The 15468-nt window shown below is 55.2% G+C and carries 11 protein-coding genes and 1 tRNA gene; 6 read left to right on the top strand and 6 right to left on the bottom strand.

The genetic code is table 11. The features are described from left to right. Positions 1–47 precede the first annotated feature (47 nt). From RC85_RS02570 to RC85_RS02555, 4 genes are all read right to left on the bottom strand, one after another. A complete protein-coding gene (locus tag RC85_RS02570) occupies positions 48–1634 on the bottom strand; it encodes a hypothetical protein (RefSeq protein ID WP_149753042.1) in 1587 nt (528 codons plus the stop codon). A gap of 589 nt (positions 1635–2223) precedes the next feature. Then, entirely contained in the window at positions 2224–3867 is a 1644-nt protein-coding gene (gene pgm, locus RC85_RS02565; RefSeq protein WP_068258343.1) for a phosphoglucomutase (alpha-D-glucose-1,6-bisphosphate-dependent), read from the bottom strand. A 249-nt stretch (positions 3868–4116) separates the two neighbouring features. After that, a complete protein-coding gene (locus RC85_RS02560; protein WP_068258341.1) occupies positions 4117–5463 on the bottom strand; it encodes a PQQ-binding-like beta-propeller repeat protein in 1347 nt (448 codons plus the stop codon). A 162-nt stretch (positions 5464–5625) separates the two neighbouring features. Next, complete coding sequence (locus RC85_RS02555) at positions 5626–6690, bottom strand: hypothetical protein (protein WP_068258339.1); 1065 nt, start codon at positions 6688–6690, stop codon at positions 5626–5628. Between the two features lie 89 nt (positions 6691–6779). Between RC85_RS02555 and RC85_RS02550 the strand changes: the two genes are divergently transcribed. Continuing rightward, on the top strand, positions 6780–7430 hold the full coding sequence (locus RC85_RS02550) for an RNA polymerase sigma factor (protein ID WP_068258335.1): 651 nt from the start codon (positions 6780–6782) through the stop codon (positions 7428–7430). Positions 7431–7892: 462 nt separating this feature from the next. Here the strand turns inward: RC85_RS02550 and metF are convergent, their stop codons facing one another. Next, on the bottom strand, positions 7893–8765 hold the full coding sequence (metF, locus tag RC85_RS02545) for a methylenetetrahydrofolate reductase [NAD(P)H] (protein ID WP_068258333.1): 873 nt from the start codon (positions 8763–8765) through the stop codon (positions 7893–7895). A 115-nt stretch (positions 8766–8880) separates the two neighbouring features. Between metF and RC85_RS02540 the strand changes: the two genes are divergently transcribed. From RC85_RS02540 to RC85_RS02525, 4 genes are all read left to right on the top strand, one after another. After that, a complete protein-coding gene (locus RC85_RS02540) occupies positions 8881–9435 on the top strand; it encodes a HEAT repeat domain-containing protein (RefSeq protein WP_068258331.1) in 555 nt (184 codons plus the stop codon). A gap of 174 nt (positions 9436–9609) precedes the next feature. Further along, positions 9610–10692, top strand: a complete 1083-nt coding sequence (locus RC85_RS02535; RefSeq protein WP_235033472.1) for an endonuclease/exonuclease/phosphatase family protein — start codon at positions 9610–9612, stop codon at positions 10690–10692. A 75-nt stretch (positions 10693–10767) separates the two neighbouring features. Then, positions 10768–10841: transfer RNA gene (locus tag RC85_RS02530), tRNA-Met, on the top strand. Positions 10842–12629: 1788 nt separating this feature from the next. Beyond that, a complete protein-coding gene (locus RC85_RS02525; RefSeq protein WP_068258327.1) occupies positions 12630–13010 on the top strand; it encodes a YkgJ family cysteine cluster protein in 381 nt (126 codons plus the stop codon). Here the strand turns inward: RC85_RS02525 and tsaD are convergent. Next, complete coding sequence (gene tsaD / locus RC85_RS02520) at positions 12982–14001, bottom strand: tRNA (adenosine(37)-N6)-threonylcarbamoyltransferase complex transferase subunit TsaD (protein ID WP_068258326.1); 1020 nt, start codon at positions 13999–14001, stop codon at positions 12982–12984. The two genes, RC85_RS02525 and tsaD, sit on opposite strands and share 29 nt — an antisense overlap. 280 nt (positions 14002–14281) lie before the next feature. Between tsaD and dgt the strand changes: the two genes are divergently transcribed. Next, entirely contained in the window at positions 14282–15460 is a 1179-nt protein-coding gene (gene dgt, locus RC85_RS02515) for a dGTP triphosphohydrolase (RefSeq protein WP_068258325.1), read from the top strand. Positions 15461–15468: the final 8 nt, after the last annotated feature.

Below are 15468 nucleotides of genomic sequence, written 5' to 3'. Positions count from 1 at the left end.
GCATTGCGCGGATTGCCGGAACTGCGTCGAAGACTCCTTGTTCCGGCCTACTTGGCCGTTGACCAGGTGTTGTCGCGTTTTGCAGGTGCCAGAGGCTTGGCGGCCGGATACGAACGGCGATACGAACGGCGAGTCATTGCTGCTTCGCGGACCGGAACGCGGCTGCTTGTCGTGTATCCACCGACGGGTGCAGTGCGAGCAGGAAGTTGCGGGGTGTCGTAGCTAGGCGATGTCGATGGACGGCTGAGTTCCTGACGGAAGGGCGATGGCTCGTCTTCATCCAAAGCCCGAATCGGGCGGATGCCGGTGAACGCGGGTGCTTGCCGTGATTCAAAGTCTGGACGCACCGCACCGTAACGTTTGCTCGGCGAAATCATCGCAGTCGAATCCTCGCCGCTTTGAAGTTCCCAATACGACTTTTGCGTGCTCGGCTCTTCGGTTGGCTCGCTGCGCGGGGCGGGCTGATCGTACGAAGGTGATTCGTCGCGGAAACTGGTTTCGCTGCGTTGTTGGTAACTGGGTTGCTGATAATTATTAAGGCTTGGCGGATCCACTGGCGACAAGTCTGACTGCGAACGCGGACTGCTCGGTGAACCGGTCAGCGGTGCCGTGTTGGGTTGGCCTTGACCGAAACTGGATTGCCCCAAACCAGATTGACCAAAACCAGACGGTGGTGTGGCTGTCGATGGAATCGGAACAGTAAACTGACCAGCGGCAGGAGCGATCGCACTTGCTTGGCCAATTGCGCTGGGTTGATATGCGCTGGGTTGGTAAGCAGGACCAGCTTGGCCGAAAGCGGGCGTCGAACAGGTTGGTGAACCGAAACCTGGTGCGGCTTGCATCGGTGCAGGAGCCGAAAGTTGGAAGCTGTTGTAGGGCGTGCGTTGCAATTGCTGAACGGTCGAAGTGCAAGGCTGCTGCACGGTCACCGTTGTGCCAAGTGTTGGATCAACTGACGTCACCGGGCGATAGTAAGTGATCGGGGCGCGGTAGTAACTGCTTTGGTAATTGGTTCCAAACAGCGAGCCAAAGAACCGAGACAAACCGCTGCGAACAGGTGTCGCGGGTGCTCGGGGGAACAGCGGTGCAACGTTGGTTGCCGGCAATGCCGTTGCAGGCAAGCCGACCTGAGCGGACGCGTAGTTGGACTGATAGTAACTTGAATTGGGGTACACGTTGGACGCTCCGTATTGAGAGCTGCCCAAGAATGGTCGTGCCGAGGCATTGCCACGAAGACCGCCAAAGAGCGACTGGTTCCCAGCCGACAATTGCGGAGCCGATGTGAGCGGAACGCTGTAAGACGTCTGCAAGTTGTTGCCGACAGGAAGTCCGGTGTAGACCGATGGGTTGTCAAGATAAGCCGGTCGTTGAGCCTGGTAGGCACCGCTGGACAACGCAGGTGTTTGTGCGGGCAGCAAGGTCGTTGACGACGTACTGATCGGCGTATAACCAGCGGCGTAAGGTTGTGCAAAGCCAACCGGCGCGATGGTTCCAACAGGGGCGTAGCCGGCGGCGTATGGCGATGCTTGTCGGCCGTAGAGCCAATCAGTCAAACAGCACGCGTCGGCCGAGCCTGTGCCGGCGACGGCGAGAGCGGTAAAGAGCGAGGCAATCGTCAGTTGGCGAAAGAGCATCGACGGCGGTTCCTTGAATGGTTCTTCATTACTTCTAAATCGTGGAAACGCCCGGCCGTAAAAAAACTTCCAGCCCAGCGTCCGGTACAAGTGGACGCCGCAGCACCCCAAAGGTCAATGTTTCGTGAGCAAACTTTGAAGCTTTGTGAATCTTTGAGGGAGGCATTTATCGGGTTTTTCCGATTGCGCCGGATTTGCATGCTCAACAGCGACACCTAGTCGGGTTGCTTCCGGGCCAACCGATGCAGCCACGTCAGGAACTGCCGCGGAAAATCAAGCCGAAGTCTGCTCGCTTTCGCCCCTGCCGGGCAACGCCGTGAAGAGTTTAGAAATGTTTCACACCGCCAGCCTGGCGGGCCCTGCTGCGACAGATGTTTCAAAAAACAAAAACTAGTAGTCGATGTCAGCTCAATCTTCGGTTAGGAGGTAGCGGAAGTCGCGTAGACTTTCGGCGTCCCCCTCGTAGCCGAAACTCTTGGCGAGTTCCGCTACCCGAAAATTGAGGTGACGCGGAATACTATTTCAGGACAATTCCGCACGTGATTGACGCTTTGTACTTGAGACAACACCAGGCAAAATCAACTCAGCATCAATCACCCAGCGCGTCGGCGACAATCTGCTTTGCCTCGGTTTGGATTCGCTCTAAGTGTTCTTGGCCCACAAAGCTTTCCGCGTAGATCTTGTAGATGTCTTCAGTTCCCGAAGGTCGTGCCGCAAACCAACCATTCTTGGTAACGACTTTCAATCCGCCGATCGGGGCGTTGTTACCCGGGGCCTCGGTTAGCTTGGCTTCGATGGCGTCGCCCGCTAGTTCTTTTGAGAGCACCGATTCGGGACTCAGTTCTTTCAAGGCATTTTTCTGTGCTGGCGTTGCAGGTGCGTCGATTCGGGCGTAGACAGGGCTGCCGAATTTCTCGACAAGCGTCTGGTAATGCTGGCCCGGATCTTTTCCCGTCTTGGCTAAAATCTCAGCCGCCAACAGGTCAAGGATGATTCCGTCCTTATCCGTCGTCCAAGCCGTGCCGTCCATTCGCAAGAAAGATGCGCCCGCGCTTTCCTCGCCACCAAATCCCAGCGATCCATCGACCAGCCCATCAACGAACCACTTGAAGCCGACCGGAACTTCACAAAGCGTTCGGCCAAGATCTGCGGCAACTCGATCAACCATCGAACTGGACACAAGCGTCTTGCCAACGGCAACCGAGTCACCCCACTGCGGTCGGTTCTGAAACAGATACCCAATCGCGACTGCAAGATAGTGATTCGGGTTCATCAACCCGACCGATGGTGTGACGATACCGTGACGGTCGTAGTCGGGATCATTTCCAAAGGCGATATCGAACCGATCTTTCAAGTCGATCAAACCCGCCATTGCCGATGGCGACGAGCAATCCATGCGAACCTTTCCGTCTTTGTCCACTCGCATGAACGAGAAAGTTGGATCGACACGCTGATTGACAATTTCAATATTCAATCCGTACCGTTTCGCGATCGGTTTCCAATACGCGATGCCGGCCCCGCCCATCGGATCAACGCCGATCTTCAAGTTGGCTGCTTGAATGGCATCCATGTCAACGACGTTTTTGAGGTCTTCGACATAGCCAGTGATGTAATCATGTTCCTGCACAAATTCAGACGCCAATGCATCCGCCAGTCCGACGCTTTTTACATCCGCTAACTTGTTGGCAATGATTTCGTTCGCACGATTTTGAATCGTTGTTGTGGTCGCCGAATCGGCGGGACCGCCATTGACTGCGTTGTATTTGAATCCACCATCCGATGGTGGGTTGTGTGACGGAGTAATGACGACGCCGTCAGCCAATGAACTGTTTTGATCTCGATTGTGATTTAAGATCGCATGCGAAATGACGGGCGTGGGCGTAAAGCCACGACCTGCGTCAATCATGGTCGTGACGCCATTGGCCGCAAAGACCTGCAGTGCCGACACAAACGCTGGTTCCGAAAGCGCATGAGTATCCATGCCAAGATACAGCGGACCGGTGATCCCTTGCGACGATCGGTATTCGCAAATCGCCTGCGAGATCGCAAGGATATGATCTTCGTTAAACCGACCCGTCGTGGACGTACCACGGTGCCCCGAAGTGCCAAATTCAACCGCTTGCGAAGGATTGGTCGGGTCGGGCTTTATTGCGTAGTACGAAGAAACCAGCCGCGGAATGTTTTCCAGCAGTTCAATGGGAACCGGTTGCCCAGCAAGCTTGTGAAGTGTCATGGTGATTGTTTTTGTAGGGGAGTGAACGTGCAGAATTGGCGACAACAAGTCTAAAAGATTGTTTCAAAACGTAGCTGATCCCGCCAGGGTTCAGTCCACGATCGGTTCAAGCTCGACTGAACCCTGGCGGGATCAGCTACGGGCAGGTCGCCAGCAACCTTCGAGAGTGTTTTACTGCAATTCTAACGGAAAACAAAATCTGTTTGTACTTGCAGGCTTCGATAGCGTGGCGGCTGATTGGCTCGGACTTCACCCATCTTCGGCGATGCAGAACAGCTTTTCTGTGCGTTCCGCTTCCTCGCCAAATCCGATGCGAAAGAAGATCGCGTCATCGGCGATCGCGGGACTGGCGTAGCAGTCGTCGCCCAGGCGATTTTTGGACACCAGTTGGTACGATTCGCCGGACGCTTTAAAGACGTAGCTGTTGCCGGATAAATCGGCGACGTAAACGTTGCCATCACAGATGACGGGCGAACTGCTGAAGTTCCCGCCAAGTCGCTTTTTCCAAAGCACGGTTCCATCCTCAACATCCCAGCAATACGCGATCCCGCTATCGGTGACTCCAAACAAGTTTTCTGCGTCGGTTACCATCGACGGCTCGTAAATTTTGGTTCGCTGAGACCAAACGAGTTTGCCATCCTGGTCCAAGCAAACCGTCTCTTCGCTCGGGTAGCCACCGGAACCAAAGACCCGATCCGCCGCGGCAACCACCGTCCCGCAAGTCGCTTCGGCGATGCACTCGGTTTCCCAAATCAAGTCTCCCGTCGCGGGCTGATAGCTAGCCATGCGATCGTTTCCAGTGATCACGATTTGATCCGTTCCACCCAGCTTCACCAGCGAAGGACTGGAATAACTGCTGGCGTCACCACGCGAACGACGCCAAGCGATTTGGCCCGACGCAATGTCCAATCCAACCAAGTAGCCACCACCCCGATTGTCGGCGGCCACGATCACCAGCGACTTGTAAATGATTGGCGAGGGAGCGTAACCAAATTTAGAATCGAACGCTCCGATGTCTGTTTGCCAAAGACGATTCCCATCAAAGTCAAATGCAGTGACCCAGATTCGGTCGCTGTTCAAATGAGCGGTAACCAAGGCGTTGCCATCGGACGCGATCGTGCCGTTGGCATTCGTCGCTTTCATGTGGACCGCCCGCTTCGTTGGGAATCCGCCATCGTGGACGATCGACGACCAACGTTTCTGGCCATCGTTTCGGTCATAGGCAACGACCAACTGTTGGTCAGGATTCTCGGTCGCGGTTCCCAGAACCACCAAGTCGCCGACCACGATTGGGCTGCTATGACCGCGTCCCGGCACATCGGCTTGCCAACGAATGTTTGATTCGGCACTCCATTGTGTGGGAACGTTCTTGTTGCCAGACACTCCACCAGACAAACCACGCCATTGCGGCCAATCAAAACTTTGTTCACCAACATCTCCGCTGACAACCGCTGCTTCCGCCACCTCAATTCCACTTTGAGCGACCGAGATTTCTTCGACAGGTGTTCGCTTGGTGCAGCCAGACGCATTGAACAGCGTGGTGATCAGCGCGGTGATCAGCATTAACCCAGCGATCTTCAATTGGATTTTCATCATTGTGTCACGTCAAAGCTCTAAGTTGGTACGGAACAATACATCTCTTTGCTAATCATACCGCATGTGCATACGCAACTTTTTATAGTCGCCTTTCGCTCCGCGAAAGCCGCGGATTCGCCACTTTCGCGGAGCGAAAGGCGACATTTATTCTCGGCTCTTTTTTTACCGACTCGGTTGGGGCATCGGCGGCGGTGTCGGCTTCTCTGGCATCCAAAGATCTTCCACTTCTTGACCGCCGGTGTCGTGCCGTGCCAGCAAGTAGATGCCGCCAACCATCGCCAACCAGGTCGTCAACGCGACAATCGTTGGCAATTCGGCGATGCAGTGTTGAATCAACAATTGTTGATCACGCGAGGTTCCCGTGATGTCTGTGAACAGTCCAGCCGAGACCGACGCCAACCCCGACACTCCGCTGGTGATCAGCCAAACGACAGCGACCAGAACGATCGCAGTCAGTGTGCTGAAAATCAAATGCAGCGGGCGTCGATAGAGAGCTTCGTAACCGCGGCTTAGCGAATCCAATGGATCCGCTTGGCGTTCGTTTGAAATCGAAGCCATCGCCAAGGGCGTTGCAACAAAACTGCCAAACAGCAACAAGCCAATCGGGATCGAAATGCAAGTGATCGCGATTGCCAATGGCCATTCCAAGAAAAACAGGCCGTGGCTAAGTTGTAATAGCAGCGACAGTAACATCACCATCAACCCAATCGCCGCACTGCACAGCGTGGGCACGATCGCTGTTAACCAAGCCGATGGTGTTCGCCGCAAAGATCGTTTGAGCAAACTACCGACGTCTTCCATCGTCCGATCAGCGGTAAGCAAGCCACCTTGTCTGGCCAAGTACAACGCAACTGGCGTCCAAAGAACTAATGACCAACTGACCAACAAAAACGAAGCCCATGGATCGGGGCGATTGAAAACAAACCACAGCGAAGTTGGATTGAAGCTAAAACCGACCAACGCAAGATCGTCGTAAACGGGGTTCCCGATCCCACCCCAATGCACCTTGGGATGTAAAAAAGTTACAAAACCAAATTGCCACACCAAGTAAACCGCAGCGACAACGAACAATGCAATAGGCGATACCGAGATTCGCATTACTCGTACCAACCGCAGCGGACCGAAAAGATCGATCCAATCACGAACCCGACCTAATAGCCCGCTTTCAAGCTGATAACCCGCGTGAACCTTCGTGGGAATTTGATCAGGAACCTCTTCCGCAGTCATCCGATATCACTCAGTTCAGTTAGAATTAGCCCAGTTGGAATGTTGAACGCAGCGCGAAAGACTATCGAACAATCACGGACAAAGAAAGCATGAAGGAATCCAGCGACGTTGACCAGATTCTTGTCACTCGAATCCGTGACGGTGATGGCGATGCTTGGCAATCATTGATCGACCGATACGAAGGTCGCCTGTTGGCGTACACCGATAGCCGAATCCGAAATCGTGCGGCCAGCGAAGACATCGTCCAAGACGCGTTTGTCGGTTTCCTGATCAGTCTGCCCAACTACGACGGTTCGCGGCCGCTGGAAAGTTACCTGTTTTCAATTTGCGGCTACAAGTTGACCGATTATCTGCGCCGCGAAGGCCGACGCCCATCGGTGCAAATGCATCATCGCAGTGGTGACGATAGCGTGGTGTCGATGCAACACGAAGGCCCTGACCGCGTGGCCAGTTCAATCGCGCGAAGCGTCGAACGCAAGGCAATCGAAGAATCCGCTGTCGCCCAAGCGATCAGCGAACAGGTCGATCGCTGGAAGTCTTCCGATGGCTTCGTCAAGCTAAAAGCGATCGAACTGATCTTTGTACGCGGCATGGGCAACAAAGATGTCGCCGAGAAAGTGGGGCTGAGCGAACAACAAATCGCCAACTACAAAAGCGACTTCCAAATCCGTTTGAAGGCGATCATCAAACGAATGGATCTGGACGAAGGTGTTTTCCCAGAATTGTCGGACGAAGTTTGATTAGGTACGGCCAACCGCGTAGGCCGGAACAAGCTTTGCGCAGTTCCGGCAATTGCATAACGCTACGTTGGATTGCCGGAACTGCGCAAGGCTTGTTCCGGCCTACGCAGTGCCCAATTGCATTCCATCCAACAACGACTCGGCGGCGGCACTCTTGTTCCAACCGCGTAGGCCGGAACAAGCTTTGCGCAGTTCCGGCAATTGCATGGTACTACGTTGGATTGCCGGAACTGCGCAAGGCTTGTTCCGGCCTACGCCATGCCTAACTGCATTCCATCTAGCAATGACTCGGCGGCGGCACTCTTGTTCCGGCCTACTCGGTGCCCAATTGCATTCCATCCAACAACGACTCGGCGGCGGCACTCTTGTTCCAACCGCGTAGGCCGGAACAAGCTTTGCGCAGTTCCGGCAATTGCATGGTACTACGTTGGATTGCCGGAACTGCGCAAGGCTTGTTCCGGCCTACGCGGTGCCCAATTGCATTCCATCCAACAATGACTCGGCGGCGGCACTCTTGTTCAGAACATAGTAATGGATTCCTGGCACGCCATTTTCCACCAGATCAACCGTTTGCATCCGAGCATGCTCGACGCCGATCTTGAATTGATGGTCTGCATCGTCCGAATCTGTCATTGCGGTTCGCAGTGAATCAGGGATGCCGGCCTTGCACATCGACGCGATCCGCTGAGCCTGTGCAAAGTTGGTGACCGGTAAAATGCCTGGAACCACGGGGACATTGATTCCCGCCGCAACGCAGTCGTCGCGGAACCGGTAATAGTCGGCGTTATCGTAGAACAGTTGCGTGATAATGATGTCCGCGCCCGCGTCAACTTTCCGCTTCAAGTTATCAAGATCCGTTTTCGCATCGACGGCCTCTTGATGGACTTCGGGGTAACCGGCGACGGCGATCCCCAAGCTGGAAAACTTCTCTCGGATCAATTCGACCAATTCATTGGCATATCGAAAGCCGCCCTGCACGGCCTGGAATTCAGTCTCGCCCTTTGGCGGGTCGCCTCGCAGGGCAACGATGTAGTCGGTCCCGCAGTCGGTCGCTTTGTTCAGGTAATCTTCCAATTGCTGGACCGTCGAACCCACGCAGGTCAGGTGAGACGCGACCGGCAAATCGGTCAGTTCGCGCACCTTGCTTAACACGTCCAGCGTCGTCGATTGACTCGAACCACCCGCACCATAGGTACATGTAAAATAGGCCGGTTTGAACTCAGTCAGCTTGCGGACGTTGTCTAACAGCGTTTGAAGCCCCTGCGGCGTCTTCGGCGGGAAAAGCTCGAAAGAGATGGCGCAAGTGCCGTCGGTGTAGTGAGAGGCGAGGCTCATCGAGAAGGGTTTTCCAAAGAGATCTTGTATGAAACAGCGGTTTTTTTGTATCGCTACTGGAGCAGTATTGTAGTCCGCCAACCCTTATTCCGTTAGTCCCACTGACGCCCCCGCTATGTCATCGAATCAAAAAGCAGCCTGGGCTCAAACGCTGTCCCAAAACCAACAAACCGTCGGAAGCCCCGGGGATCACGGTGGTTTGGGCAATTTGAAGCCCGAAACCGTCATCGAAACACTGCAACAAGTCTCCAACAGCGACTCGGTCACCGGAATGACGGTCCGCATTGTTGAACTTGCCGGGAATTCCAATGATGAAATCAGAATGTGGGCCGCGGAGGCACTCGAACGGGCAATTCAACCATCAGCGGACGAGATTTCGTCACTGATCAAAGTGCTGGAAGAGAACGAAGAGGGAGAGGTCCGATACTGGGCCGCCACCATGCTGGGCCGACTTGGCGGTGCCGCTGCCCAAGCAGGTCAGGCATTGAGCGATTGTTTAGACAAATCGTTGCACCTGCCGGCCCGCGAAAGATCCGCATGGGCGTTGTGCCAGATCGGCGAAGCCGCAGCCGTCGCGAAAGATTCGCTAAGCAAGGCTGCTGAGGACGCACCACCAAGATTGAAACGACTGGCAACCGAAGCCCTAAAAAGAATCGGCGAAGCAGCGTGAAGAGATGCTTCATGCTCTCAACAAACAAAGCTAAAAGCTAATCGCTAACAGCTAAAAGCTATTTCCCCCTAGGCAAGGAGGCCTACGATGGGATGGTTACTGGGTCGGCGGAGCCGATCTAAAAGATCTCGAAGTTCGCGAAAAAACGATCGCAGTTTTTCAACCAGCATCCCCTTGCTGCGCTGGCTCGGCCCCTCGTTTACCTTTTCGGGAATCGTGGGCCTGCTGTTTATGGTCGTCACCGGACGGATCGATCTGTCCGTCTTTGACCAGTGGATGGGCAACGGCGAAAACCCAATCGGTGAACTGATTGCTGATTCTGGGCAACCGCAACGATCCAGAATCGAACCCGTTGCGTTGCAGATGGATAACCGATCGCGCGAAACGATTCGAATCGCCACGTTCAACATTCAATTCTTCGGGCCATCAAAGGTCTCCAACCCTCAAATCATGCAATCCATCGCACGCATCGTTTCCCAGTTCGATGTGGTGGCAATTCAAGAGATTCGTAACGGACAAGTCTCGCCGATTGGCGAACTGGTCAGCCTTCTGCGTGCCTCCGGTGCAAGCTACAGTTCTTCGGTCAGTGAATCGATCGGCGAAGGCGACCGCTACAAAGAAGCATACGCGTTTGTTTACGACCAAAGTCGAATCGCGATGATCCCCGGCAGCGCCTACGTCGTCCAGGATCCTGACGAACTGATGTCCCGCGAGCCCATGGTTGCGTCGTTTGAAACTCGCACCGGATCCCCGGACGGTCGGCCTCCGTTTCGCTTCACGCTGATCAACGTTCACACGTCCCCATCCGAAGTCGCCGAGAACGCGATCATCAACGAAATGAACGTGCTTGACGATGTCTTCACCAGCGTAAGAAATTACGAATATGGGATGACTGGCGAAGAGGATTTTATCTTGCTGGGTGACTTAAACGTGGACACGGCCGGGCTGCGAGAACTGGGCCAAATCCCCAGCGTGTTTTCAATTGCCGGCGACGCGATGACCAACACACGTCGGACCAAAACGTACGACCACATTCTGATCGATCGCAACATGACAACCGAATTCACCGGCCGTTACGGCATTCTGGATCTGCAAAACACGTTTGGCATCAGCGAAGAAGAAGCGTTGAAGATCAGCGACCACTTTCCCGTTTGGGCCGAGTTCACGATCTACGAAGCACCGCGACTGACGCCTCAGGTACCGCCAATCGCGACCAGAAATCAAACCAGAGATCAAGCCAGCGGCACGCGTTATTAGCACGTTCTAAAAAGATACTTAGTGGGCTTGGCTTTCCCCGCCTCCAGCGATTAAACTCCCCACCAACGCAAAAACGGCGGTTTAGCTCAGCTGGTTAGAGCAGCGGAATCATAATCCGCGTGTCGGGGGTTCGAGTCCCTCAACCGCTACTTTTTGATGCAAAAGCGTTGACATGTCGATCGCTAGCCCTGTTTCTGGTCTCCCCAAATTGTGCAGCCGACACTTGCACCAACCGCTACGTGGTAGCGAGCGTCTTTGATGGTCAACGCCGTGAAGCGTTTCAAAACTGTTTAGCCGCGTGGGCATCGCCCCGCGCGTCGTGCTGGGTTCACAGCGCGCGGGGCGATGCCCAACGCGGTCTGACTAATGTTGATTCACTGCGTTACCCACTGCTGCGATCGCTGATAAATGTCGTGTTGGGTCAGGCACATTGAACGCACGGCGGGGGCCGCCATGCTACTTTGCTGCGCGGGCGGATTGCCCCGGAGGGGTGAAAGCACTTTGCCGGTGGCCAACGGCCACCGGTAATCGACCAGAAAAGATGGTTTGCCCCGGAGGGGTAATCGAACCGACGAATGCTCGCTGCCGCCCCTGCCGGGCAATACCGTGAAGCGTTTCTAGTTCGTTTAGCCGCGTGGGCATCGCCCCGCGCGTCGTGCTGGGCGTCAGCGAGCGGGGCGATGCCCAACGCGGTCTGACTAACGTTGTTTCATTGCGCTACCCACTGCCGCGATCGCTGATAAATGTCGTGTTGGGGCAGGCACATTGAACGCACGGCGGGGGCCGCCATGCTACTTTGCTGCGTGTGCGGTGGAACATTGCCCCGGAGGGGTGAAAGCACTTTGCCGGTGGCCGACGGCCACCGGTAATCGACCAGAAAAGATGGTTTGCCCCGGAGGGGTAATCGAACCAATGAATGCTCGCTGCCGCCCCTTCCGGGGCTTGGGTTTTTGCTGCGCTTGGTTCCCGTGGGCCAAAGCCCACGGCACCGTGCTGCCGCCCCGTCCGGGGCTATCGTAAGTGGCGTTGAGGCATCGCCCCTCGCGTCCACGAGACTCGCGTGGTCATCGCCTAATGGCACTTGCTTTCAACACTGAATTGCCCCGGAGGGGTGAAAGCACTTTGCCGGTGGCCAACGGCCACCGGTAATCGACCCAAAAAGATGGTTTGCCCCGGAGGGGTAATCGAACCGACGAATGCTCGCTGCCGCCCCTGCCTGGCAATGCCGTGAAGGGTTTCTAGTTTGTTTAGCCGCGTGGGCATCGCCCCACGCGTCGTGCTGGGTCGTCGGCGCGCGGGGCGATGCCCGACGCGTTATGGCTAACGTTGTTTCATTGCGTTACCCACTGCTGCGATCGATGATAGATGTCGTGTTGGGGTAGGCACATTGAACGCACGGCGGGGGCCGCCATGCTACTTTGCTGCGTGGGCGATGCCCGGCGTGGTTTAACAGTCTAACGTTGTTTCATTGCGTTACCCACTGCTGCGATCGATGGTAAATGTCGTGTTGGGGCAGACGCATTGAACGCACGGCGGGGGCCGCCATGCTACTTTGCTGTGTGGGCGGTGCCGGCGTGGTTTAACAGTCTAACGTTGTTTCACTGCGTTACCCACTGCTGCGATCGATGATAAATGTCGTGTTGGGGTAGGCACATTGAACGCACGGCGGGGGCCGCCATGCTACTTTGCTGTGTGGGCGGTGGAGCCTGGGACTGTTGCTTGCATGCCAACGCACGGCGGGGGGCCGCCATGCTACTTTGCTGTGTGGGTGGTGGAAGCTAACTGAACTAAGTGGCGCTGCTTAAGTACGCACTGCGCTGAATCGCGTTCGGTACTTCCGTTGGTTGCCAACGCAAAGTAGAAAACGCATGGTCTGATTGGCTAAATTGGGTTTGCCAAATCTGTCCCACCGTATTCTTTCATCCCGCGTTCTTTCCATGTCAGTCAACCCTCGAAATCATAACGCAAAACGATCGCCGTTGCCTCAGGTTGATGATTGCCAAGGCTGCGGCGTTTGCTGCATGCACATGGGTTACCCGCCGTACATCGAAGGCAGTCCAACGCAGGCTGCCGAAAAGTATTGGATCGATTTACCAGAACACCTTCGCAGTGAACTTGTTGAGTATCGAAACGAGTACCAGCACCCGAAGCAGGGTGAATTAGACGGTCCGTGTTTTTGGTTTGATCAAACTACCAAACTTTGCAAGAACCACGAATATCGCCCGAGTGTTTGCCGAGACTTCCAGGTCGGATGCAACGACTGCATTGATTGGCGAAAGCACTTTGGAATCAAAACCCGCGTTGCAAACCCGGAGTAATGTCCAGGGTAAGGTCAGCGAATTCGCCGCGACGAATTTTCTGCAGCGCGATCGCGCCCATCACCGCGTTGTCGGTACACAGATCCATCGGCGCGATGATGACCTCAAAGCCGTGCTTTGTCGCAGCTTGCTGTAATTGTTCACGCAGATAACCGTTCGCCGCAACGCCTCCGCCTACGATCAATCGGTTCACTCGATGTTTGGCGACCGCTTTTCGGGCTTTACCAACCAAGACATCGACCACTGCCGCCTCGAACGATGCACACACATCGGCTTTGACATCGTCGGCAATCTCTAGCTTTGAAAAGTCAGTTTGGCCTGGTCCCGTAATCGCGTATCGCACCGCTGTTTTAAGGCCACTGAAACTGAAATCAAAGTTGTCCTTGTTCAGCATCGAACGCGGGAACTGGAACGCCTTTCGATTTCCCGTCGCTGCTAATTTCGATACCGCCGGACCACCGGGGAAACCCAGGCTAAGCATCGCGGCGACTTTGTCGAACGCTTCGCCCGCGGCGTCATCGATCGTCCCGCCCAAGTAATCCAAGTCCAATGGCGACGTGCAGTGATACAAACTGGTGTGCCCACCACTGACGACCAAACCGATGCACGGATAGACCGGCGTTGGTGTCGCCAACTGGCATGCGTAAAGGTGCGCGTGCAAATGATTGATCGCCACCAGCGGTTTGTCCCAAGCCAGCGACAATGTCTTCGCAGCAACGACGCCGACTAGCAGCGACCCGGCGAGCCCCGGACGATCGGCAACGGCAATCGCAGTCAGGTCCGCACTGGACACCGACGCTTTCTGCATCGCTGTTTGGATGACGGGAAGAATCCGTTCCAAATGTGCCCGGGCTGCGATCTCAGGAACGACGCCCTGAAATTTTTCGTGCAGTGTTTCCTGAGTCGCCACGCAATCGCCCAACACCCGGCCATCATCATCAATGACAGCCGCCGCCGTTTCGTCGCAAGTCGATTCAATCGTCAGCAGCATGGGGGGAGTAGGTGTTAGGGATTAGGTTTTAGGTTTTAGGTTTTAGGTTTTAGGTTTTAGGAGTTAGGAGTTAGGAGTTGGGAGTTGGGAGTTGGGAGTTGGACGCAAGCCAGCAATGTACTTGCAGTCAGATTCAAGCGAAAGCGACTGAGCCTAAAACCTAACACCTAACACCTAACACCTAACACCTAACACCTAACACCTAACACCTAACACCTACTTCCCTACTCCTCGTCGGTTCGTCTGGGCTTGATCGCGGTTTGTCGCTAAACTCCGACGTATGACTGTGAAACGCTTTCCTACCGCCGAAAATCCTTCGATCGATCTGCGACGTTGCGTCGATCGAGAGCACTTGTTGCTGGCGTCCTACGCGATGCATTCTTGTGATTCGCGGGGCCGCGTGCATCCCGAAACTGCTCATTCCTACCGCGGTCCGTTTGCCCGTGATCGTGATCGGATCCTGCACAGTAGTTCGTTTCGGCGATTGGCTGGGAAGATGCAGGTCTTTACGGGCGAGATGGGGATTTATCACCGAACTCGATTGACTCACACCTTAGAAGTGGCGTCGATCGCCCGCACGATTGCTCGCACGTTACGGCTGAACGAAGATCTGACCGAAGCATTGGCGTTGATGCACGACATCGGTCATCCGCCCTACGGCCATTGCGGCGAAGATGCGCTGAGCGATTGCATGAGTTCGGTCGGCGGTTTTTCGCACAACGCGTTCGCTCAGGTGATCGTCGAAGAATTGGAACAAAGGTACAGCCGGTTCCCCGGTTTGAACCTGTGCCGAGAAACATTGGGCGGCCAAGACACTCGAGCCCACAAGGCGGAAGCCGCGGTCGGCCGAGCACCGATCTTGGAAGTTCAAGTCGTTGACCTAGCCGATTCCATTGCCTACGACGCGCACGACGTTGATGACGCATTGCAAATGGGGCTGTTATCGATTGATGAATTGTCTCAACTAACGGTCGTGCGGCGGTCGCTTGATGTGATCCGTGGCGAACATGGTCATCTGCCGACGACTCAATTGCGTCAGTTGTTGGTCCACGAATTGATTGATTTGCAGGTCAGTGATTTGTTGCAGTCGGCGATTGAACAATTGCGATCTTGCGAGGGATACACTTCAGATGAAATTTGTGACGCTGGCATTCGTTTGGGGCACAGCCAACCTTTGTCTCTGCAACGAAAGCAGCTAGAAAAATTCTTGTTTGGTGCCGTCTATCGCCACCCGCGTCTGATCCCCGTTCGCGATGCCGCCGCCGATCGCGTGGTGACGCTGTTTGAAATGTTGCGTCGAACCCCCGGCCGCTTGCCGTTGCGATTCCGCACGCGATTGGAAGAACGCCCGCTGGAATTGGTGATCGGGCAATACTTGGCCGGGATGACTGACACTTTCTGTGACGCCCAGCACGAAAACGCCATCCGCAACCCAACGGGGCCGATGGCGGATTGGTGAGAATGGCG

This window comes from Rubripirellula obstinata, assembly GCF_001642955.1.
Lineage (GTDB): Bacteria > Planctomycetota > Planctomycetia > Pirellulales > Pirellulaceae > Rubripirellula > Rubripirellula obstinata.
The sequence above is the reverse complement of the archived record's forward strand: the minus strand, read 5'-3'. Positions and strand labels throughout refer to the sequence as shown.

What these genes read in the sequence shown, in the direction of transcription:
- pgm (WP_068258343.1), bottom strand. Translation starts at nt 3,867, where the DNA reads ATGACACTTCACAAGCTTGCTGGGCAACCGGTTCCCATTGAACTGCTG.
- RC85_RS02550 (WP_068258335.1), top strand. Translation starts at nt 6,780, where the DNA reads ATGAAGGAATCCAGCGACGTTGACCAGATTCTTGTCACTCGAATCCGT.
- metF (WP_068258333.1), bottom strand. Translation starts at nt 8,765, where the DNA reads ATGAGCCTCGCCTCTCACTACACCGACGGCACTTGCGCCATCTCTTTC.
- RC85_RS02540 (WP_068258331.1), top strand. Translation starts at nt 8,881, where the DNA reads ATGTCATCGAATCAAAAAGCAGCCTGGGCTCAAACGCTGTCCCAAAAC.
- dgt (WP_068258325.1), top strand. Translation starts at nt 14,282, where the DNA reads ATGACTGTGAAACGCTTTCCTACCGCCGAAAATCCTTCGATCGATCTG.
- tsaD (WP_068258326.1), bottom strand. Translation starts at nt 14,001, where the DNA reads ATGCTGCTGACGATTGAATCGACTTGCGACGAAACGGCGGCGGCTGTC.
- RC85_RS02525 (WP_068258327.1), top strand. Translation starts at nt 12,630, where the DNA reads ATGTCAGTCAACCCTCGAAATCATAACGCAAAACGATCGCCGTTGCCT.
- RC85_RS02560 (WP_068258341.1), bottom strand. Translation starts at nt 5,463, where the DNA reads ATGATGAAAATCCAATTGAAGATCGCTGGGTTAATGCTGATCACCGCG.
- RC85_RS02555 (WP_068258339.1), bottom strand. Translation starts at nt 6,690, where the DNA reads ATGACTGCGGAAGAGGTTCCTGATCAAATTCCCACGAAGGTTCACGCG.
- RC85_RS02570 (WP_149753042.1), bottom strand. Translation starts at nt 1,634, where the DNA reads ATGCTCTTTCGCCAACTGACGATTGCCTCGCTCTTTACCGCTCTCGCC.